This is a genomic window from Rhizobium sp. RM, assembly GCF_013390595.1.
Lineage (GTDB): Bacteria > Pseudomonadota > Alphaproteobacteria > Rhizobiales > Rhizobiaceae > Agrobacterium.
Map to the genome: position 1 here is coordinate 120,596 of NZ_JACAWV010000022.1, position 22,483 is coordinate 143,078.

The window sequence follows — 22,483 nt, forward strand, 5'->3', positions numbered from 1 at the left end:
CCCATCCGGGTGTGCCCTGCCCTCAGCGACAAGGCGGTTCGACCGAGGTTTTGAGCAGTACAGTTCCTGAACTAGCGGCAGGTCTGAAACGGGCGCAAAATTTCAGTCCTGATCTCGAGGAGGAGGAGGACTTGAAATGCTCGGGCTTGTAGAACCAATGGAAAGACCGGTCGGCGGTCCCTCGATTGCCGAACGAACCCGTTCCGTGTTGCAGACGCTTGCGGAACGCGCCGCATCGATCGATGAAAACGATGACTTCGTGGGCCAGAATTACGGCCTGTTGAAAGAGGCCGGTCTGGTGCATGCGGGTGTGCCCGAAGAGCTGGGCGGGCTGGGTGCAGAGGTGCCGGAACTGGCAGAGATGCTGAAATCGCTGGCGCATGTCTGCGGCTCCACCGCGCTTGCCTTTTCCATGCATACCCATCAGGTCGCCATTCCCGCCTGGCGCTGGCGCCACCAGAAGGTGGCGGCGGTGGAACCGCTGCTGAAACGGGTGGCGGCCGACAGGATCATTCTGCTGTCAAGTGGAGGGTCGGACTGGATCGGCGGATCGGGCAAGGCAACGAAGGTGGATGGCGGCTACCGCATCGCGGCACGCAAACGCTTTACCTCCGGTGCGGCCGCAGGCAATGTTCTGATGACCGGCGCGATTTATGAAGGCGACGACGGCAGCCGCAGCGTCATTCACTTTGGCGCACCGATGGCCGCGCCCGAGGTTTCCATAGAAGAAACCTGGCGCACGATGGGCATGCGGGGCACCGGCTCCAACGATGTCATCATCGATGACCTGTTCATACCGGATGCGAACGTCGCCTTTTCCAGAACAGCAGGACAATGGCATCCGGTGTTCCAGGTGATCGCCACGGTGGCCTTCCCGCTGATCTATGCCGTCTATCTCGGTATCGCCGAAAACGCCCGCGACATTGCCATCAACATGGTGCGCGGCAAGACCAGCAGCGAGCACACGATTGGCCTGATCGGGCGCATGGACACGGCACTGAGAGCCGCACAGCTTGCCCACCGCTGGATGCTGGAGGTGGTGGCGAGAAACGCGCCTTCGGCCGAGACGGTCAACGAGGTGATGATCGGTCGCTCACTGGTGGCACGCCACGCCATCGAGGTCGCGGAACTGGCCATGGAAGTTGCCGGTGGCGCAGCCTTCTATCGCGACAACGGGCTGGAACGCTGCTTCCGCGATATTCAGGGCGCGCGTTACCACCCAATGCAGCCGGGCGCCCAGGCACATTATGCCGGGGCATGCGCACTGGGATTACCGACGGACACGATCTACTGACGAAAACGCTGGCCGGTCCTGTCCGGCCAGCCCCAACCGGTGCCCTAGCAAGCGGGCCGCAGATAGGTTCTGAAATAGTCACCCGATGTCCAGATGCCAGCCCTGAGCTTCGCATCCACCGCTTCGGGTGTGGCGGGAACCAGCAGCAGCATACGCTCGGCGATGGCATCACCGGGCCGCATGATATCGGCGATGCAGGCCAGTTCTTCATCGAGATCGATATCCTCCGGCAGCGCCGCCATGCGTCGCTCCGCCAGAATGGCGACCTCGTGCAAGGCGTTGCGCAGCCCCATAAGCTCAAGATCGTCAGGGCTGAGAGCTGCGGTATCAAGCGAAATGCCCGCTGCATCCCAGCCTGCGACATCAAGGATTTCGATCTGCTCCCGCACGAATTGTAAAATGGATTTTTCCAGCTTGTTGATAGAGTTAAACAGGTTTTCTCGATCATTGCATGAGAGTGCGGACGGAATGAATGTCGGGTCCAGGGTCAGCTTGAACATCAGGCCCCACCCCTGACTCTGGCAAGGCCGTCTAAGACGGCGATGTCGCTCCAAGAAAACATTCTGCAACTCTCTCCTGTAGATTATGCCGGGATGATAAGCGCGTCCGGGGCATGTGGGCAAGCGAAATATGAATTAATTCCTATATCGTTTACCTGTCGATACAGATGCCGTTCTAATTCATATGGTTAGGTGGCTAGGAAAAATTTCAACCGGAAATATGCTGTTGGGATCGGGGTGAAACACCGGCGATCGGTCTCGATCGATGCGATCAGCGGCCTATCCGTCTTGCCCTGAAACAGATTTGGGCACTTGCCGGACTGTCATTTAGAAAGCCGGGATTTTGTGTCTCGATGCTAAAACAACGCTTCTTTCTAGTGCGCAACAAACGCCAGCAATACATTGATATAAAACGAATTTACTCGCCATGTCAGGACGTTTTTCGAGGTGTTTATGTTTGACGTTTACGTCAAATCTGGTGGCGAGTGCGATGATAGCCGGAGACCGGAAAATGACGTGGTTTAACAAGGCCGTCACCTTCATCCGCCGCTTGGGCTGCTGCACATTTACATGGCCCATACACCCACCGCGATACCGCTGATGCCGGACGTCAATGCCGGCTCACTGCCCACCCCGTTTATGCGCATCGCCCGTCTGGAGGGGTGAGAACCAGCTCGCCAGCGATGTGCAGCACGGCCCGCCAAAACGCTGGTTGTGAAGCCAGAGCATCTATCGGTACAGCAGGCGCGGCGGTATCGAACCGGCCCGGAGATTTCACCGCCTTCGTTTCAGGCCACCTCGTTTCAGGCTACCTCGCTTCAGGCCACCTCCTTGTGCAGCGCCACCGCATCGGCCCACTCGGCGGCGGCATAGCGGCCGACACGCGTTCTGTCGTTCTGGATGATCAGGGCAATGCGCCTGAACAGTTCCGCCTCGAAGGGTGTCTCCAGCTCTGCCGCTTCCGACAGGCAGGTGCCGTCTTCCAGATAAAGTTCCGTCACGAGGAAACCCTCGTCATCGCCTTCCAGTTCGGCACGGCCGGAAATCATCACACCGCTGTCAAAACGACCATGCACGGCGATGCTGAGTTCATCGAATTCGAATGTGGCGCTGATGGGTGCCAAGGCGTCTCTCCTGATTGCTGCGGCTTCCGGGCAGAACAGGTCAGACTTGGTTGTCGTGTAAATCAGGCTGCAGACAGCGAGGCGAAGCGAGTGCCACTGACCATTTCCGGTGGCTTCCGGATGCTGCGGGAAAGCGCCTTTTTTTTCTCTATGCGTTTGAAAATGAATAAGTGATGCAGGTGTTTTCAAAAACCGCCATAGGGCTTGAAGAACAATGCTTCCAGCCTTCGGCCCGCCCGCTGTTTTTTGCATGATGTCTGCGGAGCTGTTTGAGGCCGATACGCGTCACTTAAACATTTTCAATGTCTTGCTGACGTTTTCTCACACAACCATTGAGCTGTTAGAGGATTTCGGAAACGGAGGCATGACGCGCTATGACATCACTGACGCCAAAACAGGCCCGCTTTGTGGATGAATATCTGCTGGATCTGAACGCCACGCAGGCCGCCATCCGGGCCGGTTACCGCAAACATGCGGCTGGTAGAATGGGCTCGCACCTGCTGAGAGACCCCCTCATTGCCGCAGAGATCGAGACGGCAAAAAAGGAGCGCGCCGCACGCACGCAGATCGATGCCGACTGGGTGCTGAAACGCATTGGCGAAGAGCTCTCGGCCGACATGGCCGATCTCTATGACGACCACGGCGATCTCTTGCCGATCGAAGACTGGCCGCTGATCTGGCGTCAGGGTCTGGTCTCGGGCGTGGATATTCTGGCGCTTTATGAAGGCGAAGGTGACGACCGCAGGCTGGTTGGGCAAGTGAAGAAACTGAAGCTGGTGGACCGCACGCGACGGCTGGAACTGGTTGGCAAACACATCAGGGTCAATGCCTTCCAGGAGGTGTTTGAGCACAAGGGGCTGAACGCGCTGGCCGACCGGCTGGAGCGGGCCGGCAAACGTCTGGAAAGCGATGCAGGACCCCTCGCCGCACCTTTGAGCGATGGCGCGGCCCACGCTGGGATCGACACCGGAATACAAGAACAGGACGCCGCAGACGATGCCACCAACCCCTGACAGCGACGACAACAGGCTGATCGAGCTTGCCGCCTCCTGCCGCTTCAGCCCGAGGCGCTGGAGCCGGCTGGCATGGGACTGGGGGGTAGGCGAACTGGCCGGTCACGATGGCCCGCGCGGCTGGCAGGATGACATCAACGACATCATCGGCCGGCATCTCGAAAACCCGGCAACGCGGTATCAGCCGCTGCAGATCTCGGTGGCATCCGGCCACGGCATCGGCAAGTCGGCGGAAATGGGCATGTTGTCCAACTGGGCCATGTCCTGTTTTGCCGATTGCCGCATCGTCACCACCGCCAACACCGAGGGCCAGCTTCGCACCAAGACCGCGCCGGAAATCGGCAAGTGGTTTCGCATGTCGATCACCGCCCACTGGTTCGACATTCAGACCATGTCGATCAAGAGCAGAGACCCCAGGCGCGGCGAAAGCTGGCGGCAGGATTTCATTCCCTGGAGCGAACACAACACCGAGGCCTTTGCCGGGCTGCACAACAAGGGCAAGATCATTCTGCTTCTGTTCGACGAGGCCTCGAAAATCCACGACAGGGTGTGGGAGGTTGCCGAAGGTGCGCTGACGGATGAAGACACCGTCATCATCTGGGTGGTGTTTGGCAACCCGACGCGCAACAGCGGCCGCTTTCGCGAATGTTTCCGCCGCTTCCGCCACCGCTGGATTGGCCGGCAGATCGACAGCCGCACCATTCCCGGCACCAACAAGCAGTTCCTGCAGCGCATGGTCTATGACCACGGCGAAGACAGCGATTATGTGAAGGTGCGAGTCCGGGGGCAGTTCCCGTCGCAATCCGCCATGCAGTTCATTTCCGCCGACGACGTGGACAAGGCGCGCGCCGTGCACCTGCGCAACGCGCAATATGGCTTCGCCCCCGTCATCATCGGCGTTGACCCCTCATGGACCGGCGACGACCCGACCGTGATCATGCTGCGGCAGGGGCTGTTTTCCAGACGCCTCGCCTCCATTCCCCGCAACGACAACGACATCGAGGTGGCAAACCTGATTGCCCGCTTTGAAGACGACTATCAGGCCGACGCCGTGTTCGTGGATGCGGGGTATGGCACCGGCATCGTCAGCGCCGGCACCACCATGGGCCGCTCCTGGCAACTGGTATGGTTCGGCTCCACCAGAACGCTCGACCCCGGCTTCTACAACATGCGCTCCTACATCTGGGGGCAGATGAAACGCTGGATCAAGGCAGGCGGCGCCATCGACCCACGGAACGAAACGCTCTATCAGGACCTCGTCGGCCCCGAAACCGTGGCCCGCATCGACGGCAAGATCCAGCTTGAAAGCAAGCAGGACATGAAAGAACGCGGCATCCCCTCCCCAAACGAAGGCGACGCCCTAGCCCTCACCTTCACCCAACCCGTCACCAGAAAACTGCGCACCCGCAAGGCCGTAACCCTGCCGGATGGCACCACGGTTTATGAACCGGGCGTGATGCGTGCGGATACGGAGTATGATCCGTTGGGTGGGTGAGTGTGTCGGGGTGGGCTAATCGCTGTTGTTTGCCAGCAGCAGGATGACCGGGTCAGAGCCATACTGGCCAGGGGGCGACAACCACCCGTGCAGCCATCATCCTATCGGCTTTGTCATCAGCGGGCTGTCTGGCGATGGGTCGATTACATGCCAGCCCAGTTTCTCGTAAAATGGCACGGCGTTTCGCGCAGCGTGGACATCCAGCCTCTGTACCCCTTTTGTGGCGGCGAAGGATTGCAGTCTTTGCATCATCGCCGAACCGACGCCACGCCTCTGGTACTCGGGCAGGACCGCGACCAGCCGAACAATGCCGACGCCAGCCTGCGCGTCTGCCATATCCAGACGAACGGTTCCGACCGGCGTGCCATCAAGGCTGAAAAGCAGGGGAAAGTGCCCTTCCCGGTGCTCGTCCGGATGGGTTGGATCATAATTCTCCTGACCGCGCAGTTCGAAGAGAACATGGCGGCGAATGGCGTGGTATGCCTTCCAGCCGTCGACGTCGTCAGCTTTCAACAGCCGCAATTCCATCCCGTCGCTCCCATCCCGTAAAGCAACAGACTGGAACGTTACGCCGGATAGGTCCAGAGCTCATCATCCGCCTTGATCGCGGCGACCGTTGCTCTCGAGCGAATTTCCGTATCGGGCTGCTGGTCCAGCGCCATATGATCCGTCTCTATCGTGACCAGAAACGCCACCACTTCCTCGTCAGGAGCACCCCGTCGCAGCATGCCGGCGGCCTGAACCAGATAGGCGTCATATTCATCGGCAAACGAAAGTGCCTCGCCCTCGTCCCACCGCTGGCCGGGACCGAGCAGTCCGATCGGGTCCCACAAAGACCAGCCGATGTCTCTCAATCGGGAGAGCCTGATTTTGGGCGGCGGCGTCAGAGGGGGCATTGGTTCTTCCGGATTGCTGTCTGGTGGTCGTGTCACACCACGATGACGCTGGCGTGTCTACCGCGCTGCGCAGAATTTGCAGCACGGCGTCTGACACCCACTACTCCGCCCAGCGCAGGTCGCTGGTGAAGGTAATGGTGATCCAGCGGTCCGGGCCTTTGCCGCCGATGGCGTCGCCGAGTTCGTCTCTCAGTGTGTCCCATTCCAGCAGCGAGCGGGTGGCGCGGTCTTCGGGTACGATGATGTAGACGCTGATTTCGCGTGAGCGGCCGGTTTTTGCGACATAGGCGCGGAAATCGCTGAAGCCGTGGCGTTCGACGAACTCTGTCGTGACGGAGCGGACGTGGCGCCGCAGATCGGCAGGCGTAATCATCAGAATATCCGCCAGCGCATCCCGCACTGTTCTGATGGGCAGCGGAATGATGACGAGGCAGACGAGCACCAGCGCGACAGGGTCGACATAGGGAATGAGCCAGGCAAAGCTGGTCCCTTCCAGCAGCAAGGCCGTGCCGAATGCCACCAGCAGGGCGCCGGAAATGCCGCCGCCGACCAGCCAGCCCTTCACATCGAGCCCGATCAGCGCCGAGCCGATCTTGCGGTTGGCGACGCTGGCGATGCGCGCCATGACGAGGCTGATGACGAGGGTAACTGCGGCGTAGGCCACGGCCGCATCCATGCTGAGTTCCGTGCCGCCATTGAGAATGGTGCCGAGCGCATTGACCAGCGCGTAAGCTGCCACGGTGAAAAGCAGCGTGCCGTTGAGGCCGAGGACGATGGGTTCCAGATGCCAGAAGCCCATGGAAAAGCGCTTGCGAAACCGCTCCGAAAGATTGCCGACGATCTGCGTGTCGGCCAGGATCAGCTTTGCCACCCACAGCGACAGAAGGCTCATGATCGTATCTAGGAACGAGTAGATACCGTCGAAGATGATCGAGGCCGAACCGGACAGGATACCGGTGACGATGCCGAACGTCGCAACGAGGATGGTCATGGAAATGGACAGGCGAAAGACGCCCTGCTCATCTCGAAGATGATAAAAATCTCTAAGGGGGGTGGAAAACATTCTTCTTACTCAAACAGTTTTGTCGGTCCGGCGAAAGCGCATCATGCCACAGAGGCGTTGCCTTCGCATGTCTGCGGCAGATCAGCGCCGCGCGGCTTCGATACCTGCGCGCAACATGTCGACCGCGCGGTCGAAAACCTCTGTTGCATGCAGGTGGCGGTAACGGGGTTGCAGCCGCCTTGTGAGCGGGTATTCCGCAGGCGGCAGTGTGTTCAGTTCCAGATCGTCCTCCGCCGATGTGGGGCGGATCAGCCCGGAGATTTCCCCCATGCACAGGCCGATGATGCCGGCATACCAGGCAAGGCTGACGGCGGGCATGTCCTCATCCCGCAAACCGGCCTCCACCAGCGCGCCATGCACCATTTCGATATGGGCAAAATCCGCCCTGCCCGTGCTGAGATAACGCTGAAACAGTGCAAAGGTGGCCGGGTAGGAAAGCGCAATCTGTCGGTACTGCCCGGCCAGTTGCCGCAGCCTGTCGGCCCACGGCTGGTCGCCTGAAACAAGCGCGAGCCTCGCGGTCAGCCCGTCTGCCATGGCGCGCAGGAGCCCGTCCTTGTTCCTGAAATGATAAAGCACGGCCATCGGATCGCAGCCGAGCCGCTCCGCCAGCTTTCTCACGCTGAATTTGTCCGCGCCGATCTCTTCCATCAGCGCGATGGCGGTGGCTGTCATCAGGGATTTGTCGAGCCCACGGGCGGACATCTGGGTTTCGGTTCTGGTCATCATCAACTCCGTGGCATCAGCCAATAGCATGCTTGCAAAGTTATTTCTACAGTGTAGAGATTGCCGCCGTTTGATGAGACGTATCGGGAAATCGTGATGTCCTGGAATAATCGCTGGTTGGTGCTCGCCGTGGTGTCGAGCGCATTGCTGCTCATCGTCATCGACATGACGGTGCTCTACACGGCCTTGCCGCGCCTGACGCAGGAGCTGCAGGCAAGCCCCTCTGAAAAACTCTGGATCGTCAATGCCTATGCGCTGACGGTGGCCGGACTGCTGCCCGCGTCCGGTGCGCTGGGTGATCGTTACGGCGCAAAGCCGCTGTTTCTCGGCGGGCTTCTGGTGTTTGGTCTCGCCTCCCTGCTTGCCGCCTTCGCACCCTCGCCCGACGTGCTGATTGGCGGGCGTGTCGCGCTGGCGATCGGGGCGGCCATGATGATGCCGGCCACGCTATCCATCATTCGCCACACCTTTGAGGATGAGCGCGAGCGCAGCCTTGCCATCGGCATATGGGCTGCCATTGCCTCCGGCGGTGCGGCCTTCGGGCCGATCCTCGGCGGTTTTCTGCTGGAGTTCTTCTGGTGGGGGTCGGTGTTCCTGATCAACGTGCCGATCGTGGCGCTGGCGCTGGTGCTGGGCAGCCTGTTCGTGCCGGATAAGAAAGGCAGCGCGCATCACCCCTTCAGCCTCATGGCCTCGGTGCAGATCATGGTCGGTCTGGTTGCCTCCACGCTCGCCATCAAGGAATTCGGCAAGCCGGAACCGTCACTTGCCATCGCCGCGATTGCCGGTGTGACCGGCATTGTTTTCGTCTCTGCCTTCATTCGCGGCCAGCGCCGTGCGGCCCGGCCGATGCTCGATCTGCGGCTGTTTGCCAATGCCAGTTTCAGCGGCGGTGTCATCGCCGCGCTCATTGCCGCATCTGCCCTGATCGGCCTGGAACTGGCAATGACGCAGCGTTTCCAGCTTGTGCTGGGGCTTTCGCCGCTGGAAGCGGGTATCAGGCTCCTGCCCCTGCCGCTCGCGGCATTTCTGGCCGGTCCGATTGCCGGCCGGCTTCTGCCACGCTTCGGCATGCGCATGTTGCCGGTGTCGATGGCGCTGATGGCCGTCGGCGGGCTCATTCACCTCTTCGGCATGCAATCGCTCGTCGTTGAAATCGTCTCGATGGTGGTGATCGGCATTGGCGTCGGCGCGACGATGACCTCCGCCTCCGCCTCGATCCTGCACAATGCGCCGGCGGAAAGCGCCGGCACGGCTGCCTCCGTGGAAGAAGTCTCGTTCGAACTCGGCGGCGCCATGGGTGTGACCATCTTCGGCAGTGCGCTTGCGGCAATCTACAGCCATGCATTCGAGGGTGACGGCGTGGCCGCCGAAGGCATTGATCAGGCCATGCGGCAGGCACAAAGCCTGACGGGACCGGCCAGCGATGCGCTGCAGCGCGCCGCCGCGGCCGCATTCAACCTGTCCTTCATGTCAGTTCTGGCGGCGGCAACCGCCGTCGTGCTGGCGGGTGCCGCGCTGGTGGCATGGATGGCAACCCGGACTGAAGGAGCAAACTCATGAACACGCTGGCTGGAAAGATCGCCGTCATCACCGGGGCCGGCCGTGGCCTGGGCGCCGCCTTTGCCCTGTCGCTTGCCGATGCGGGCTGCGAACTGGTGCTGTGCGGCCGCAGGACCGAGGATCTGCAGAACATCGCAACGCTTGTTGCGGAACGCAGCGGCAAGAAGCCCGAGATCATTGCGCTGGACCTTGCCGGAGCCCAGAGTATCAACGACGCCGTCAACCGGATCGCCGCGAGAAAAGACCGTGTCGATATCCTCATCAACAACGGCGCCATGTGGCTGGAAGCCAGCGACGAGCCCTATCGGCAGGAAGACGTGCTTGCCGTTATCAACGCCGCCATCACCGGCACATTCCTCTTCGTGCAAGGGCTTCGCCCGCTGATGCTGGCATCCGAAACACCCGATGTGGTGACAATCGGCTCGATCAGCGGTCTGCCGAATGCCGCCCTGCAATCCGTTTCCGTGCCGTTTTACGCCGCCAAACGCGGACAGGTCGCCCTTGCCGAAGGGCTCAGACAGGCGTTTTCAGGCAGCAGGTTCCGTTCGATCCTGGTCAACCCGCCCTATCTCGACGACGCCCGCCCCGACCAGCAGGACTGGATGGACGCTGCAACACGACAGAAGGGCGAACGCGGCACCAGCCGCGACGTGGTGGAAGCCGCCCTCTACGCCCTGACACGCCCCCGCCATATCTCGCTGACCATCGACATCGACGCCGACGACGGCGGGCTTTATCCTTCGGTATGATGCTGGCGAAAGAGGGCTGAATGACATAACCGGGCAACACGCTGGCGTCGCCCGGTCATATCGTTGACAGGCGTCTAAGCTCCCGCAACAAACCGGTAAATCCAGACGTCATCAAGCTCGATCCGCTCGATTGCCTTCACATCCGCCGTTGCGATGGTCTGGCGCCAGAACTTTTCTGCGGCGTGGTTGTCCTTGAGAACGCTGAGTTCCCATATGCCGGGGTGGCGTTCCAGGAGACTGGTGAAGGCACCCTTGCCGACGCCGGCGCTGCGAAATTCCGGTTTGATATAAAACTCGGCGACCGCGAAATCCGTGCCCTTCAGCGATGTCGACCAGGTGTTGATGAGGGAAAAACCGGCCACAGCGCCGCCATGGTCGAGGAAATACGGCCAGCGGTCCTGATCGGTCCAATAGCTGTCAAAATAAACATAATCGGCATCGACAGCACCATACTGGCTGAGTTCCTGCAGATACGTCGAAAGCATGCCCCGAAGCTGCCCCTTCTCCGCCTCGCCCACCGTTCGCAATCTGACCGACATGATTGAACCTCTGCGCCACTTTCGAGCGCACTATAATGTCCTGCTCTGCTTTTAGTCGAACGAAATGCCGCCGTGCAGCGACGACGACGATGTGAAGGAAGGCCGGCTTGAGATTGTCCTGCCGGAATTGTCCAGGGCAAACATTCCGATTTCGCTGATCTATCCTACCCGCAAACACATCGCGCCGAAGGTCCGGCTGTTCATCCAGCATCTGGAGCGCAGTGTGAACAAGACGTCTCTTTGATGTGATTTTCTGGCCAGTTCAGTGGAGAAACATGAAAAGAATATCGGGCCTGCTGAGAAAACCACCGATAATCAGGCCGGCTATACCAAGGCCGATAGCACCGCCGATGCCGTGATTTTCCAGACCGATCAGGACACCGACCGTGGTGCATAGGAGTATCACCGATGCGGTCCAGACGATCTTGAAGATCGTGACCATGCGTTGCCACCGGGTCGGTGCTTGACCTGTCATGACACATTCTGTGCGCGCGACTGCTTTTCTCATGCTGATGTAATGGCGATTTTTCGGTTCGCCAAAGGCTGGTTTCAGGCACCTCGCGACCTTGCAAGGCGCGACCGTTCCGCCTGCAATTCAGGCTGACAACCATTCATCGCGCACCTTCGCTGCAGATGGCCGGGTGGCCGTGTGGAGCAGCTTATGGATGACACCTTCGACATGGATCTGCGCGTCTTCGCCACCGGCCTGCCGGTGATGCGTGCGGGCGTGGTTCTGCGCCGCGTGCCAGCCACCGCTGTTTTCCCTGTTCCTGATAACCTCGGATGATTGCCATGTGCATGTTTTCTTCTCCCAAGACCACCGCCGCGGCCCCCGTTGCCCCGCCTGAATATGCGCAGCAGAAAACGCCTGACTATGCGGCCGCACAGGCCACCACGGCGCGGCGTGCCACCGACCGGATCAAGGGTGCGAGCAGCACCATCCTGACCTCGGCCACCGGCGTCGGCTCGCTGGCACAGACCTCCTCGCCCACGCTGACCGGCACGGACGGCAAGAAAACCCTGCTGGGAGCCTGAGCCATGGCCGATTTTCCCCGTTCGCACGAAACGCAGATCACCTATCACCGCCGCCGTCTGGAAGAGCTGAAACAGGTCCGCCAGCCCTGGGAAGCGGAATGGCGGGCGCTGGCCGATTACATCGAGCCAACCCGGCTTCGCCTGTCCGGCAACCGCGAAGGTCCGCGCTCACGCGCCAGGATCATCGACAGCACCGGCACCCATGCCTATGACACCCTGAAATCCGGCATGCATTCCGGCCTCACCTCGCCCGCCCGGCCGTGGTTTCGCCTGACGACCTTCGATCCCGGCCTGAAGAAGGCGGATTCCGTCAAGGCCTATCTGGCCGCCGTGCAGGACAAGATGCGCGAAGTCTTTGCCGCATCGAACCTCTACCGCGCCTTTCATGTGGGCTATGGCGATCTTGGCCAGTTCGGCCAGTCGGTCGCCATTCTGGTGGAGGATGAGGACACCGTCATCCGCGTGCAGCAGCTTGTGCACGGCCGCTTCTGGCTTGCGCGCAACCACAAGGGCCGCGCCACCACGCTTTACCGGGTGTTTCGCTGGAGCGTGCAGCGCATTGTCGAGCGCTTCGGTTACACGCAGGTGCCGCAGCGCATTCGCGACCTCTACGACACGGCCAGATATGCCGAATGTTTCGATGTCTACCACGCCATAGAGCCGCGTTACGACCACGATCCGGCCATGCGCGACAAGCGCAACAAGCCGTTTCTCTCCAACTATTGGGTGGATGACATCGGCACGGAGCTGCTGGAAGAAAGCGGTTTCGACAGCAACCCCATCATCGCGCCCGCCTGGGAGCTGTCCGACGACGACCATTATTCGCTGTCGCCGGGACAGAAGGCTCTGGGCGATATCAGGATGCTGCAGCTTGAACAGACCCGCAAGCTGGAGGGCATAGACAAGAAGGTGCGCCCGCCCATGAACGCGCCGACCTCCATGCAGAACAGCCCGACCTCGCTTCTGCCGGGTGCGGTGAACTATGTGGACGATCCGGCCGGCAAGGGCTTTCGCCCGGCCATGGAGGTCAATCTCAGCCTTTCGGAGCTGCGCGAAGACATCCAGGAAACCCAGCGCCGCATCGACCGCACGTTTTTCGCCGATCTGTTCTTCGCCATCACCAACATGGAAGGCGTGCAGCCGCGCAATCAGTTCGAACTGACGCAGCGCAAGGAAGAGCAGCTGCTGCAACTGGGCCCGGTGCTGGAAAATGTCTTCGGAGACCAGCTCGGACCGACCATCGACCGCACCTTCGACATTCTGGCCGCCCGCGATGAGCTGCCGCCGCCGCCGCGCGAATTGCAGGGCGAGCAGCTCAAGGTGGAATATACCTCCACGCTGGCGCAGGCGCAGATGGCGGTTTCCACCGGGCCGATCGAGCGCGGTGTCGCCTTCATCGGCCAGCTTGCCGGGGCAAGACCGGATGCGCTGGACAAGCTCGATACCGACGAGGCGATCGACCTCTATGTCGAAGCGATCGGCGCGCCGCCCTCGCTGATCCTGGCGGACGACAAGGTACAGGCCATCCGCGACCGGCGAGCCGAGGAAGCACAGGCAAGACGGTCTGCCGAAATGGCCTCCACCATGGCACCGGCGCTGAACCAGGGCGCCAAGGCCGCCGAACTGCTGGCCAGCGCCAATGAGAACCCGAATGGCAGCGCGCTGCTGCGCCAGCTGGGGCTCGGCGCATGACGGATTTCACCCATTTGAGCCAACAACCTTCTGCCCTTCACACCTTGGAGCGTGACGAAATCACGATGGCGTTTCGTGATGTCTTTGCTCTCGATGCCGGCAAGCGCGTGCTGTTCTGGATGCTGGAACAATGCGCCATCTACCAGGATGCCTATTCGGGGGAACTGACCAACGCAACGAACTACACGCTTGGCAGGCAGGGTGCCGGTCGCAAGCTTATCGCACAGCTCGATAGCATCGACCCAACCTTCTACCCGAAGCTGTTGCTGGCCATCGCGGATTTCAGGGCCATGGATGAGGCGGCGGCAAAACGCCGTGCCTCAAGCGAGGAAGGTGAAGACCATGACGTTGATGCCTAACAGGTGGCTTGGCCTGACGGCGTTCCTGTTTGCTGCCGAAGGCAGCGGTTCCGGCAGCCCCGGAGGCGATGGCGTATCGCCCTCTCCCGAGGCTGTGCTGTTTCCCGATGACAGGGCGCAGACCGGCGATGAGGCTGAAAACGGCCAAACCCTGACCATTGCCGATGCAAAAGCCGACGATGACGCGGTTGATGACCCCGCCAGTGACGAGGCTGGCGAACTGGCTGACACGGTGCCCGAAGACGGCAGATACAGCCTGACCATGCCGGAAGGCGTGGAGGTCGATCAGGAGCTTCTCGATGCGCTGGGCACCGATTTCAGGGACATGGGCCTGACCAGCCGGCAGGCACAGAAACTGGCCGATACCTTCATCGAGACACAGACGAAACGCGGTGCTGCCGCAGCCGAAGGCTGGGCCAACCGTGTGCAGGGCTGGGCCGATGACGCCCGCAGGGACCGGGATATCGGCGGCCACAAATGGCAGGGCACGGTGTCCAATGCGCAGCGCGCCCTTTCCACCCTCGGGACACCTGCCCTGAAGGAATATCTGAACGCCAGCGGCGGAGGCAACCACCCAGAACTCATCCGGATATTTGCGAAAGTCGGATCGATGATCCGCGAGGACAACCCACCAACCGGAGGCGCAGACGGCGACGGCAGGAAGGCCGAAACCGCTCACCTTCTTTTTCCTAACGACGCACCGAAGGGCAAATAAGCTATGGCTATCATTGGTAGCACCGTTCCCACCCTCGTCGACGCCCACAAGGCATCCGGTGAGGGCATCGTTCTTGAACTGCTGGCGCAGAACAACCCCATTCTGAAGGATGCGATTGCCACCCAGTGCAATCTCAAAGGCATTCACCGCCACTCCATCCGCACCGGCCTGCCATCGGCCGGCTGGGGCAAACTTTACAAGGGTGTGCAGAAGTCGAAGAGCACGCTGCAGCAGGTGGACGACACGACAGGTTTTCTCGAAGCGCGCTCGGAAATCGATACGCGCCTGCTGAAACTGGCGCCAGACCCGGCCAAGCAGCGTCTGGTCGACAGCGCACCGTTTCTGGAAGCCATGAACCAGGAAATGGCAACCGGCCTTTTCTACCACGACACGGACAAGACCCCGGAAAAGTTCAAGGGTTTTGCGCCGCGTTTCAGCGCCTATAACAGCAACATTCCCGACCCGACGCGGCCAAACGCCGCCAACCAGGTGATCAATGCCGGTGGCACCGGCGGCGACAACACCTCCATCTGGTTCGTGACCTGGGCCGACCATGCCGCATCCCTGCTCTACCCCGAAGGCACCAAGGCCGGCGTGGAAGTGATGGACAAGGGCGAAGAGCCGGTGAAGGACGACGACGGCAACACCTATTACGCCAAGGTCACCGCCTTCGAGTGGCACATGGGCGCTTTCGTCAAGGATTACCGCTACATGGCGCGTATCGCCAATATCGATGTGTCGGAGATGATGGCCGGCAATGTCGACCTCTGGAAGCTTCTGCGCCAGGCTTATTACCGCCTCTACATGACCTACGGCATCAACGCCAAGGGCGGCCGCACGGTGTGCTACATGAACCGCCAGGTCATGGAAATTCTTGACGAACAGTCCACCGACCGTGGCCTGACGACGGGACGCGCCAACTCCGTGCCGCTGAAATCCGCCAACCTCGAAGGCGAGGAAGTGACGACTTATCGCAACATCCCGATCCGCATCGCGGACTCGCTTCTAAGCACCGAGGCGCCGGTTCCGCCCGTCGCACTCTGACAATTGCCCAAAGCGTCTGCCGCCAGTTTCAGGGCGGCAGGCCCTCTCCCCGCTTGTCTCGTTGCCGCAGCGGATACCCCCGAAACCGCATTCGGTCGACGTTTGAGAAAGGAATACGTCGTGATTTTCGACACTCAAAGCATGCTTTCCAACGCCCAGGCCGTGACAGCCACGGCGCCTTCCGCCAACACGCTCGACCTCGGCCCTGTTGCCTCCGGCATCGCCCGCGATATCGGCAAGGGCAAAGCGGTCCCGTTCCGCCTGCAGGTGGTGGAGGATTTCAACAACCTCACCTCGCTGACGCTCGACCTGCAGAGCGACGACAACACCGGCTTTTCATCGCCGAAAAGCCTCTGGTCGCAGACGGTTCCGCTGGCGGAGCTGAAAACCGGCAAGGTTCTGCTGCCGGAGTATCTGCCGCGTGGCACGGCCGAACGTTATCTGCGGCTGAACTACACGGTCACCGGCACAGCGCCGACGGCGGGCAGGATCACCGCTGGCGTGACACTCGGAAACCATTCCAATGGTTAAGGTCATCGCCAGTACCCGTGGGTACATCGACGGTGAAATCCGCGAGGCGGGCGACAGCTTCGAGATTGACGATGCGCTGTGGAAGGACGAAACGCGCCGGCCGAAATGGGTGGCGCCCTACACGCCCGAACGCGCCGCAGCCGTGCGGCAGGACAGCACCCGCAAACCGGTGAAAAACGTCGCCAGACCGGCTGCCGGATCAACCGGGCCGAAAGGCGATGGCGTGCAGCGGGAACCGGGCGGCCCGCCGCCCGACTGGTTGCCGCAACAGCAGCCGGACCCGGACAGCCCGGCCGACTGAGCCACAGCGCCAGCGGCTGCGGACCGGCAAACGCGCAAACATCGGGGCGGCTTCAGGCCGCCCTCTCCTCCGCTCTATCCTCTTTTCCAGACGGTGACCCATGGCAGAACTTTACAACGAGCAGCGCGTTCTCGGCGTGCGCTTTGTCGATGACAGCACGAAGATGTTCAACGACCAGCGCGTTCTGGGTGTGGTGCCGCTGACCCGCGCCACGAAATCCACCAATCTGGTGGCGCTCTATGGCGACAGCCTGGTGGCGCAGACCTTCATGGACCCCGGCACGCGGGTACGCCGCACCGTCTATAACAGCATCAACATTGCCAATGCGCTGAGCGGCCAGAGAATGCAGTTCGTGGTCAAGCGCGCTGCATCCGGCGAGCGCAGCGACCAGATCCTGCAGCGTTTTCTGGCCGATCTCGGCAATGGCTCGCTGGTTGCCAGCGGTGCGGGCACGCTGATCTTCACCATGGGCACCAATGACATCGCCCAGAGCAGCTACACCGACCTTTTGAGCGGCGCGGCGGTTACGCTGACCAATGTGGCCGACAACATCGTCGCCAATGCCGCACGGCTTCTGAACGCCTGCAGCGCACTTGGCATTCAGTGCATTTTCCGCACCCTGCATGGCGCATCCAACTACAATGCGACGATGATTGCCGCGACCGCCGATGCCAACCGCAAGATCCAGGCGCTCTGCAAGGGACGGCGCGACGTGCACCTTCTGGAAGTGCGCGATGCGCTGCGGAACCCGCTGACCACCACCAGCAGCGCAATTACCTTCCGCACCGGCGCGATGATGAACGATTCCGGTGTTCTCGTGCATGAGGCGGTTCCCGGCGCCTATGCGGTGGGCAAGAAGCTTGCCGACATCATAAGGGAAGCTATTCCACCCCTTCCCGTTTCCTATTCTGATGCCTCGGAACGCTATTCCGCGAACTACCCGACCCAGCTTCTGACCAACCCGGAATTTTCAGGCACCAGCGGCACCCTGAACGCCGGCGGAACGCTTGGCACCAATGCCACAGGCGGCGCACTGGCCGGTGTGCCGACAAGCTGGATTGCGCGGCGCCGCGCCAACGACACCACCACGGCCTTTACCGTGAATGTGGGAGAAGACGCGGCCGGGCGTTACGTGGAATTCGTCATCACCGCAACGGCAGCCAATGGTGGCATTCTGTTCCAGAACGAAGTGACCAGCCCCGCCACCAAGGTCACCGCCGGCGAGGTTCTGCAGGGCTTCTCCACCGTCGAGGTCATGTCGGGCGCAACAAATCTGGGTGCCGCCTCGCCCTCCATGGATTTCAACTACACCCGAGATGGCGTCAACACCTCGATCTATGCCCACGGCTGCAACCAGCCAGGCACCGGCGTCGGCAATTACGGCGTCTTCCCTTCGACCGAAGGTTTCACCTTCGAAGACGCCACCGAACCGGCAACCCTGCCCGCCTTCGACAGCGTCCAATGGATCGTCAGCCGCGCCCTCGACATCATCTTCATGGCCCCCGGCTCCGCCACAATCCGCGTGCGCCGACCGAGGCTGGAGAAGCTGGCGGTGGTTTGAGCGTGCCGTCGCTTGTACCGATGATCCGTCATCAGGATGCATAGATTGAACGGCATTGTCCCCATCGAAGGAGGGCCGAGTGCCGTTCCCGGAGAGACGCGCGGACCGCGAAAAGACGTTGAACGCTGCGTGAGCCGGACGCAGACGGAGGGAATTTGTCGATGTAAAGCAGCGGTTGGAAAGCGCCAAATGCGGCCGTCCTCCGGCCGAGGCAGAGATTGAAAAGAGATCTATTCTGGCTCGGTCGGAGAGGGCCGATCGCGTAGACTCCTACATCCGCAGCTATATGCTGCTCCTCGGAGAAACCTGCCTGAAACGCCGGAAAACAGTTTGTTTCCGCTCCGTCAGGGGGACCGACAGTGCAGCTTCTCACCCGTTTAAATCTACCAGCGATAAGCGATCCTTGTTGGGTGTGTATACCGCCCGCTAAAGACTCTTTGGTTTATGGGAGGCGTGTCTTTCTATTTCGTCGGAAGCTAACCCGTACCGATAAATCGCTATAAAGTTAAAGTATGCAAGAACAGAAAGCATGATTGACACGAGAAAGATTGGCATCCCTAGGTGTACAACATTATAAAGGTCCACGAAGCTCCACAGTAAATCAACCAATATGAAACCAATTAAAACAAAACAGGTCTTCTTTTTGCTCAGAAAGCCCCTCCAACGCACATCAAATGCATAACAATATACTAGAAAGAACGCAAAAGAAGCGCAAACAGTCCGCGCCGCAGCTATGGGTCCGAAATCCTCCGGGGGCCAGAGCAAAAGCCCCACCGCCAATACGAGATTCGATACTGAATAAATTTTCCAGATCAATTTGGTCATAATTGCTTTTTCTCGCGTCGTGCATGGAGCATATTCTTGAATATACGGTGGATTCTGTCCCGCTACAGGTTACGTAAATCCTAAGCCGTCACGACAAGCGCACATTATGCAGCACCGTTCACATTCTTTGTGCAAAAGTAGCGCGTTCGGCGCCGGCGAGATCAGAAATGAAGAGCGCAAGATGCCGCAACGTCGAGACGTCTTTGTCAAGAAAGTTGCCGCGAAATCGCCGGTGTCGGGCAGCTTGATTAAGCGGAATCAATTCCCTTGGAACCGCACAGTTTATTACCAGCCAGGATCACTGGAATCTTCCGGATTGGCTGGGATGCGCCAAGACCGGTCATTGCGGCCGCCGCGAAACTCCTTATTGTGTGGCATCGAGCTCTCTGTTTTCGGCGACTATAGCGCGATTTAAATAATACAAACAACTTTAAGTTATATCAGGAGCGTGCAAATAAATCGGCTGCTTTTCTTGCTACGATGTCGTGGATAGCAGTTCTTGAAAGTCCTTTCGGATCAGCGAAAAGTTCTGGGGCAGCGGTCCGCCCGGTTTCAGAACCTTCGGGCAAGAACGTGTAGTGGCCAACGCCGCCGCTCAGAACCTCGGACCTGCAAAGCGGTATGTGCTCGGACAGCCATTGGCAGCATTGCATGGGTGGAGCGATCGCGTCGTCGTCCCCACCTATTAAGTAAACCGGTATCCTGATGTGCTGAAGACTGTCTTGTGAGAAGCCTAAGACAGAGCGTCCCGGTGCAATGCCGAGCGCCGAACGGACTCGAGCCTCCGAGAAATCTGCGCGGCGTCGATCCCAGGAAGCCCGGAAAACCGGATTTTCATAAAGGTTTGGGAGTTCATCGGCGAGATTCGGAAACTCTCGTGGCCCTCTGACAGGGCTTCTTAGTGGGTTGTCCGGTTCGAACTGTGAGAATGCAACGCGCGCACCGGCCAACAATAGAGCGGTGTAGGCTCCGGCGGAAAAGCCTGCCGCAAATATCTGACTATTGATCTCAACTCCTAATTCGCTCCGCCAGCTAGACTGGTCAAGAATGGCCTTGAAGTCAGCGGCTCGCTCCCACATGCAGAGAAACCCTTCGGCGCGGTACGGTTCTGACCCTGTGTTGCCGTGGTGATTAATCGCCAATGCGATATAGCCCTGCTGAGCTAGGCGGAAGCCAAGCCACTCTAGAGCGGCCGCTGTGGCTCCTGTCCCGTGCGAAAGGAGGACGAGCGGAAAAGAAACATAGGCGCGGGATGCTGGCGCATTGACGATGACGGCTTCTCTCCTGAACCACGACGTTTCCAAAGGGCCATCCGCGACTGATCCGACATCAACGGGATACCACGCAGTCCATACCAAAGGACGAGCAGCTATCCCGTCCCAACTTCGACGTAGAGGATCGACTGCAAAGCCTGACTTTAAACCAACCAGCATGCGATCCTCCGGAGTTCCCGTTGCCCTAGCCATAGTATTAGCTCGATGCGGTCCGACTAACTAGAGACCTACGTCAGATGTCTCCTTTGGGCCGACTGCGGACTTCCCCTGCGCACCAGAAGCGGACAGCAGGCGACCACCAGAGGCGGCGCAATCGTAAAAATTGCGCCAAGGTATCAGTTCTGCCGGAAGCTTCTGACGTCACGCGCTGGAGGAATTCGAACATCCTGTTGCATTTGAGCGTGTGGCCACGTGGTGGCTGATGCCGTGGCGCTCAATGCCCCACCACGCATTCGCGGTCGGAAACGGACAGGGAATTCAAAATTTAGCGGGTCTTTTTACACCAGCGAAAGCGGCAGATGCTCTACTCACGCAAAAGGGGATGGCATGAGCTGGCAAGCAAGGGTTGCGGAGCGTCTCAAGAAGACAGAGGCACGGACGGAGCGGCAACGAAACGCAATTGACGAGAAAATGGCTCGGGAAAGACCTGTGCGCGTGCTGAGGCGCGTGTGGCGGGACTTTCGCGAGTGTTATCATATCATAACAAACAGCCGACGTTACCAGGCACGCATACGCCAACTTTATATCGCTTTCGGCGCAATGACTGGCTTGTTAATTTCGGCACCAACCCACACACCGCCGCTATTATGGGCAGCCGGCGGCGGTCTGCTCGGCTTCCTGATCTACCGCATAAGGCGTCGCGCGAAACTTGAACGCGACAGGCAAAATCGCCGGTATTAAGTGCGCGAGCACGGTTAAAGGCTGCAACCGGGATGCTTGTAAAGATCGGCCTGGGACAGATCAGGAGGGCATTCGGAGGTTTTTCCACCGGATTGGCCGCAGGCCGATGCCTTGATTTGCGATATGGCCGAATAGCGCCCCTGCGATACATGCACCCGGACGCAGACCTTTGTATCGGCATTCCACCAGGTATTGTTGCCGCCGACATCCACATAACCGCGCGATTGCATCTCGCTTTCCGCCCCCGGTGCCCGCGCTCCAACAAGATCGGCAACATCATCAGGAGATTTCGCATGAACTGCAGAGGCTGAAAACAGCGACGCGGCGAGAAGCAAAATTGGATTCAAACGCATGAATTGTGTCCCTCCCGGTAACGGCCCACGTGAATCTAGCCGTATCTACGAACTGTGACGAGCAGATATTTGACGAAGAACGATGGCCTCAAGCATCCCGCCAGTCGATGGGTGCGTGCTGTCTGTATCCTTCTCTCAGTCGACCGCCAAAATCTCGCAGAACGTCGTCGATGAGGTCATTGACCTGCCGGATTTCCGGTCCCGCAAACAGCGCCTGGAATGATCTTTCAAATTGCAGGGCAAGACCGTCTGACATGGTCGCAAGAGCCCGAGGCAATGCCTTGCCCGCTGCACTCCATTGCCCATTGGCCCGCAATGCAAAATCCGCCAGCTCGATATAGAGCGTCGCGCCTGTTGCAAGACGCTCGTGTTCTGATGTGGTGGCATCGAGCGCCAAAGCCAGATCCGAAATAACATGGCGGCGGCGATCGATCTCAGGGTTGGTCAGCGGCAGAGGTCCTGCGTCAATCACCTGCTTTGCGATGACACGCGCACGCTCCAGCGTCGGCGTGGGCGGCAAGACGGAGATTCCTTCCGTCACCAGCGCAGGCAGAACCGGTTTTCCTGATGGGCGGTCAATCTCCCGGCAGAAATAGGAGAACGTGTTGAGGTCGTGACAAAAGACTTCAAGCACCTGCCCTTCGAACGCCACAACCTCGCGCCATGCGCCCGTGGGCAGCGAAGGGAAAAACAGAACGACGTCGTAATCCGAGTTCGCCCGTGCTGTGCCCCTTGAGCGCGAGCCCGCCAGCAACGCCGCCTCGGCGTTCGCGTGAGATTGTTGCGCGAACCGCCTGATGCGTTCAATCGCGTTCACCACCTCCGCGCAATATTTGCTCTGGCCCTCGCCCATCGCACTATCCCCAGGACATATCGCTGTTGGAGAGTGACTAAGATCACAATACGCTCGGGAATCAAGCCACACGTCCAG

The 22,483-nt window shown here is 60.0% G+C and carries 26 protein-coding genes; 15 read left to right on the forward strand and 11 right to left on the reverse strand.

Annotated features, from left to right (window positions below; translation table 11 throughout):
• Positions 1-136 precede the first annotated feature (136 nt).
• Positions 137-1,294: an acyl-CoA dehydrogenase family protein gene (locus tag HWX89_RS17045; protein ID WP_138792343.1), complete on the forward strand. Its 1,158-nt coding sequence runs from the start codon at positions 137-139 to the stop codon at positions 1,292-1,294.
• Between the two features lie 44 nt (positions 1,295-1,338).
• Here HWX89_RS17045 and HWX89_RS17050 read toward each other — a convergent pair whose 3' ends face one another.
• Both HWX89_RS17050 and HWX89_RS17055 read right to left on the reverse strand, forming a co-directional pair.
• A complete protein-coding gene (locus HWX89_RS17050; protein ID WP_138792344.1) occupies positions 1,339-1,794 on the reverse strand; it encodes a hypothetical protein in 456 nt (151 codons plus the stop codon).
• Between the two features lie 818 nt (positions 1,795-2,612).
• Positions 2,613-2,918: a hypothetical protein gene (locus tag HWX89_RS17055; protein ID WP_138792345.1), complete on the reverse strand. Its 306-nt coding sequence runs from the start codon at positions 2,916-2,918 to the stop codon at positions 2,613-2,615.
• A 374-nt stretch (positions 2,919-3,292) separates the two neighbouring features.
• On the opposite strand from HWX89_RS17055, the gene HWX89_RS17060 reads away from it, so the two are divergent.
• Positions 3,293-3,931 carry a terminase small subunit gene (locus HWX89_RS17060; RefSeq protein ID WP_138792346.1) on the forward strand — a complete coding sequence of 213 codons (639 nt, stop codon included), beginning with the start codon at positions 3,293-3,295 and terminating at the stop codon, positions 3,929-3,931.
• Positions 3,915-5,426 carry a terminase gene (locus tag HWX89_RS17065; protein WP_246705204.1) on the forward strand — a complete coding sequence of 504 codons (1,512 nt, stop codon included), beginning with the start codon at positions 3,915-3,917 and terminating at the stop codon, positions 5,424-5,426. Before HWX89_RS17060 ends, HWX89_RS17065 begins: the two co-directional genes overlap by 17 nt.
• Before the next feature lie 96 nt (positions 5,427-5,522).
• Here the strand turns inward: HWX89_RS17065 and HWX89_RS17070 are convergent, their stop codons facing one another.
• The 4 genes from HWX89_RS17070 to HWX89_RS17085 all read right to left on the reverse strand — a co-directional run bounded on the left by HWX89_RS17070 (position 5,523) and on the right by HWX89_RS17085 (position 8,111).
• The gene (locus HWX89_RS17070; protein ID WP_138792347.1) at positions 5,523-5,954 is read right to left on the reverse strand and encodes a GNAT family N-acetyltransferase; all 432 of its coding nucleotides are present in this window, start codon (positions 5,952-5,954) and stop codon (positions 5,523-5,525) included.
• 38 nt (positions 5,955-5,992) lie between these two features.
• Positions 5,993-6,322 carry a hypothetical protein gene (locus tag HWX89_RS17075; protein ID WP_138792348.1) on the reverse strand — a complete coding sequence of 110 codons (330 nt, stop codon included), beginning with the start codon at positions 6,320-6,322 and terminating at the stop codon, positions 5,993-5,995.
• A 100-nt stretch (positions 6,323-6,422) separates the two neighbouring features.
• Complete coding sequence (locus HWX89_RS17080; protein ID WP_138792349.1) at positions 6,423-7,385, reverse strand: cation diffusion facilitator family transporter; 963 nt, start codon at positions 7,383-7,385, stop codon at positions 6,423-6,425.
• 81 nt (positions 7,386-7,466) lie between these two features.
• Positions 7,467-8,111: a TetR family transcriptional regulator gene (locus HWX89_RS17085; RefSeq protein ID WP_210271439.1), complete on the reverse strand. Its 645-nt coding sequence runs from the start codon at positions 8,109-8,111 to the stop codon at positions 7,467-7,469.
• 96 nt (positions 8,112-8,207) lie between these two features.
• On the opposite strand from HWX89_RS17085, the gene HWX89_RS17090 reads away from it, so the two are divergent.
• Both HWX89_RS17090 and HWX89_RS17095 read left to right on the forward strand, forming a co-directional pair.
• Entirely contained in the window at positions 8,208-9,674 is a 1,467-nt protein-coding gene (locus HWX89_RS17090; protein WP_138792350.1) for an MFS transporter, read from the forward strand.
• Entirely contained in the window at positions 9,671-10,423 is a 753-nt protein-coding gene (locus HWX89_RS17095; protein WP_138792351.1) for an SDR family oxidoreductase, read from the forward strand. Before HWX89_RS17090 ends, HWX89_RS17095 begins: the two co-directional genes overlap by 4 nt.
• Positions 10,424-10,497: 74 nt before the next feature.
• On the opposite strand, the gene HWX89_RS17100 is transcribed toward HWX89_RS17095, so the two are convergent.
• On the reverse strand, positions 10,498-10,962 hold the full coding sequence (locus HWX89_RS17100) for a GNAT family N-acetyltransferase (RefSeq protein ID WP_138792352.1): 465 nt from the start codon (positions 10,960-10,962) through the stop codon (positions 10,498-10,500).
• Positions 10,963-11,026: 64 nt separating this feature from the next.
• Between HWX89_RS17100 and HWX89_RS17105 the strand changes: the two genes are divergently transcribed.
• On the forward strand, positions 11,027-11,206 hold the full coding sequence (locus HWX89_RS17105; RefSeq protein ID WP_138792353.1) for a type 2 periplasmic-binding domain-containing protein: 180 nt from the start codon (positions 11,027-11,029) through the stop codon (positions 11,204-11,206).
• Between the two features lie 18 nt (positions 11,207-11,224).
• Here the strand turns inward: HWX89_RS17105 and HWX89_RS17110 are convergent, their stop codons facing one another.
• Positions 11,225-11,437, reverse strand: coding sequence for a hypothetical protein (locus tag HWX89_RS17110; RefSeq protein WP_138792354.1), 213 nt, complete (start codon positions 11,435-11,437; stop codon positions 11,225-11,227).
• 186 nt (positions 11,438-11,623) lie between these two features.
• Between HWX89_RS17110 and HWX89_RS26465 the strand changes: the two genes are divergently transcribed.
• From HWX89_RS26465 to HWX89_RS17150, 9 genes are all read left to right on the forward strand, one after another.
• Positions 11,624-11,749, forward strand: coding sequence for a hypothetical protein (locus HWX89_RS26465; RefSeq protein WP_286086213.1), 126 nt, complete (start codon positions 11,624-11,626; stop codon positions 11,747-11,749).
• Between the two features lie 5 nt (positions 11,750-11,754).
• Positions 11,755-11,997, forward strand: a complete 243-nt coding sequence (locus tag HWX89_RS17115; protein ID WP_138792355.1) for a hypothetical protein — start codon at positions 11,755-11,757, stop codon at positions 11,995-11,997.
• Positions 11,998-12,000: 3 nt separating this feature from the next.
• The gene (locus HWX89_RS17120) at positions 12,001-13,689 is read left to right on the forward strand and encodes a portal protein (protein ID WP_138792356.1); all 1,689 of its coding nucleotides are present in this window, start codon (positions 12,001-12,003) and stop codon (positions 13,687-13,689) included.
• Positions 13,686-14,048, forward strand: a complete 363-nt coding sequence (locus HWX89_RS17125; RefSeq protein WP_138792357.1) for a hypothetical protein — start codon at positions 13,686-13,688, stop codon at positions 14,046-14,048. Before HWX89_RS17120 ends, HWX89_RS17125 begins: the two co-directional genes overlap by 4 nt.
• On the forward strand, positions 14,032-14,763 hold the full coding sequence (locus HWX89_RS17130; RefSeq protein WP_246705205.1) for a hypothetical protein: 732 nt from the start codon (positions 14,032-14,034) through the stop codon (positions 14,761-14,763). The genes HWX89_RS17125 and HWX89_RS17130 overlap by 17 nt, the downstream gene beginning before the upstream one ends.
• 3 nt (positions 14,764-14,766) lie before the next feature.
• A complete protein-coding gene (locus HWX89_RS17135; protein WP_138792358.1) occupies positions 14,767-15,807 on the forward strand; it encodes a major capsid protein in 1,041 nt (346 codons plus the stop codon).
• A 120-nt stretch (positions 15,808-15,927) separates the two neighbouring features.
• Positions 15,928-16,338 carry a Bbp16 family capsid cement protein gene (locus HWX89_RS17140; RefSeq protein ID WP_138792359.1) on the forward strand — a complete coding sequence of 137 codons (411 nt, stop codon included), beginning with the start codon at positions 15,928-15,930 and terminating at the stop codon, positions 16,336-16,338.
• On the forward strand, positions 16,331-16,639 hold the full coding sequence (locus HWX89_RS17145; RefSeq protein WP_138792360.1) for a hypothetical protein: 309 nt from the start codon (positions 16,331-16,333) through the stop codon (positions 16,637-16,639). Before HWX89_RS17140 ends, HWX89_RS17145 begins: the two co-directional genes overlap by 8 nt.
• Positions 16,640-16,739: 100 nt before the next feature.
• On the forward strand, positions 16,740-18,200 hold the full coding sequence (locus HWX89_RS17150) for a hypothetical protein (protein WP_138792361.1): 1,461 nt from the start codon (positions 16,740-16,742) through the stop codon (positions 18,198-18,200).
• Positions 18,201-19,465: 1,265 nt separating this feature from the next.
• On the opposite strand, the gene HWX89_RS17155 is transcribed toward HWX89_RS17150, so the two are convergent.
• The 3 genes from HWX89_RS17155 to HWX89_RS17165 all read right to left on the reverse strand — a co-directional run bounded on the left by HWX89_RS17155 (position 19,466) and on the right by HWX89_RS17165 (position 22,405).
• Positions 19,466-20,458, reverse strand: a complete 993-nt coding sequence (locus tag HWX89_RS17155; protein ID WP_138792362.1) for an alpha/beta hydrolase family protein — start codon at positions 20,456-20,458, stop codon at positions 19,466-19,468.
• A 755-nt stretch (positions 20,459-21,213) separates the two neighbouring features.
• Positions 21,214-21,552 carry a hypothetical protein gene (locus HWX89_RS17160; protein WP_138792363.1) on the reverse strand — a complete coding sequence of 113 codons (339 nt, stop codon included), beginning with the start codon at positions 21,550-21,552 and terminating at the stop codon, positions 21,214-21,216.
• A gap of 88 nt (positions 21,553-21,640) precedes the next feature.
• The gene (locus HWX89_RS17165; RefSeq protein WP_138792364.1) at positions 21,641-22,405 is read right to left on the reverse strand and encodes a nucleotidyltransferase domain-containing protein; all 765 of its coding nucleotides are present in this window, start codon (positions 22,403-22,405) and stop codon (positions 21,641-21,643) included.
• Positions 22,406-22,483 lie beyond the last annotated feature (78 nt).

Coding starts and splice junctions, on each gene's coding strand:
- HWX89_RS17130 (WP_246705205.1), top strand. CDS start 14,032: ATGACGTTGATGCCTAACAGGTGGCTTGGCCTGACGGCGTTCCTGTTT.
- HWX89_RS17080 (WP_138792349.1), bottom strand. CDS start 7,385: ATGTTTTCCACCCCCCTTAGAGATTTTTATCATCTTCGAGATGAGCAG.
- HWX89_RS17095 (WP_138792351.1), top strand. CDS start 9,671: ATGAACACGCTGGCTGGAAAGATCGCCGTCATCACCGGGGCCGGCCGT.
- HWX89_RS17105 (WP_138792353.1), top strand. CDS start 11,027: ATGCCGCCGTGCAGCGACGACGACGATGTGAAGGAAGGCCGGCTTGAG.
- HWX89_RS17125 (WP_138792357.1), top strand. CDS start 13,686: ATGACGGATTTCACCCATTTGAGCCAACAACCTTCTGCCCTTCACACC.
- HWX89_RS17110 (WP_138792354.1), bottom strand. CDS start 11,437: ATGACAGGTCAAGCACCGACCCGGTGGCAACGCATGGTCACGATCTTC.
- HWX89_RS17150 (WP_138792361.1), top strand. CDS start 16,740: ATGGCAGAACTTTACAACGAGCAGCGCGTTCTCGGCGTGCGCTTTGTC.
- HWX89_RS17060 (WP_138792346.1), top strand. CDS start 3,293: ATGACATCACTGACGCCAAAACAGGCCCGCTTTGTGGATGAATATCTG.
- HWX89_RS17165 (WP_138792364.1), bottom strand. CDS start 22,405: ATGGGCGAGGGCCAGAGCAAATATTGCGCGGAGGTGGTGAACGCGATT.
- HWX89_RS17070 (WP_138792347.1), bottom strand. CDS start 5,954: ATGGAATTGCGGCTGTTGAAAGCTGACGACGTCGACGGCTGGAAGGCA.
- HWX89_RS17075 (WP_138792348.1), bottom strand. CDS start 6,322: ATGCCCCCTCTGACGCCGCCGCCCAAAATCAGGCTCTCCCGATTGAGA.
- HWX89_RS17135 (WP_138792358.1), top strand. CDS start 14,767: ATGGCTATCATTGGTAGCACCGTTCCCACCCTCGTCGACGCCCACAAG.
- HWX89_RS17045 (WP_138792343.1), top strand. CDS start 137: ATGCTCGGGCTTGTAGAACCAATGGAAAGACCGGTCGGCGGTCCCTCG.
- HWX89_RS17090 (WP_138792350.1), top strand. CDS start 8,208: ATGTCCTGGAATAATCGCTGGTTGGTGCTCGCCGTGGTGTCGAGCGCA.
- HWX89_RS17050 (WP_138792344.1), bottom strand. CDS start 1,794: ATGTTCAAGCTGACCCTGGACCCGACATTCATTCCGTCCGCACTCTCA.
- HWX89_RS17065 (WP_246705204.1), top strand. CDS start 3,915: ATGCCACCAACCCCTGACAGCGACGACAACAGGCTGATCGAGCTTGCC.
- HWX89_RS26465 (WP_286086213.1), top strand. CDS start 11,624: ATGGATGACACCTTCGACATGGATCTGCGCGTCTTCGCCACCGGCCTG.
- HWX89_RS17160 (WP_138792363.1), bottom strand. CDS start 21,552: ATGCGTTTGAATCCAATTTTGCTTCTCGCCGCGTCGCTGTTTTCAGCC.
- HWX89_RS17145 (WP_138792360.1), top strand. CDS start 16,331: ATGGTTAAGGTCATCGCCAGTACCCGTGGGTACATCGACGGTGAAATC.
- HWX89_RS17120 (WP_138792356.1), top strand. CDS start 12,001: ATGGCCGATTTTCCCCGTTCGCACGAAACGCAGATCACCTATCACCGC.
- HWX89_RS17155 (WP_138792362.1), bottom strand. CDS start 20,458: ATGCTGGTTGGTTTAAAGTCAGGCTTTGCAGTCGATCCTCTACGTCGA.
- HWX89_RS17085 (WP_210271439.1), bottom strand. CDS start 8,111: ATGACCAGAACCGAAACCCAGATGTCCGCCCGTGGGCTCGACAAATCC.
- HWX89_RS17100 (WP_138792352.1), bottom strand. CDS start 10,962: ATGTCGGTCAGATTGCGAACGGTGGGCGAGGCGGAGAAGGGGCAGCTT.
- HWX89_RS17115 (WP_138792355.1), top strand. CDS start 11,755: ATGTGCATGTTTTCTTCTCCCAAGACCACCGCCGCGGCCCCCGTTGCC.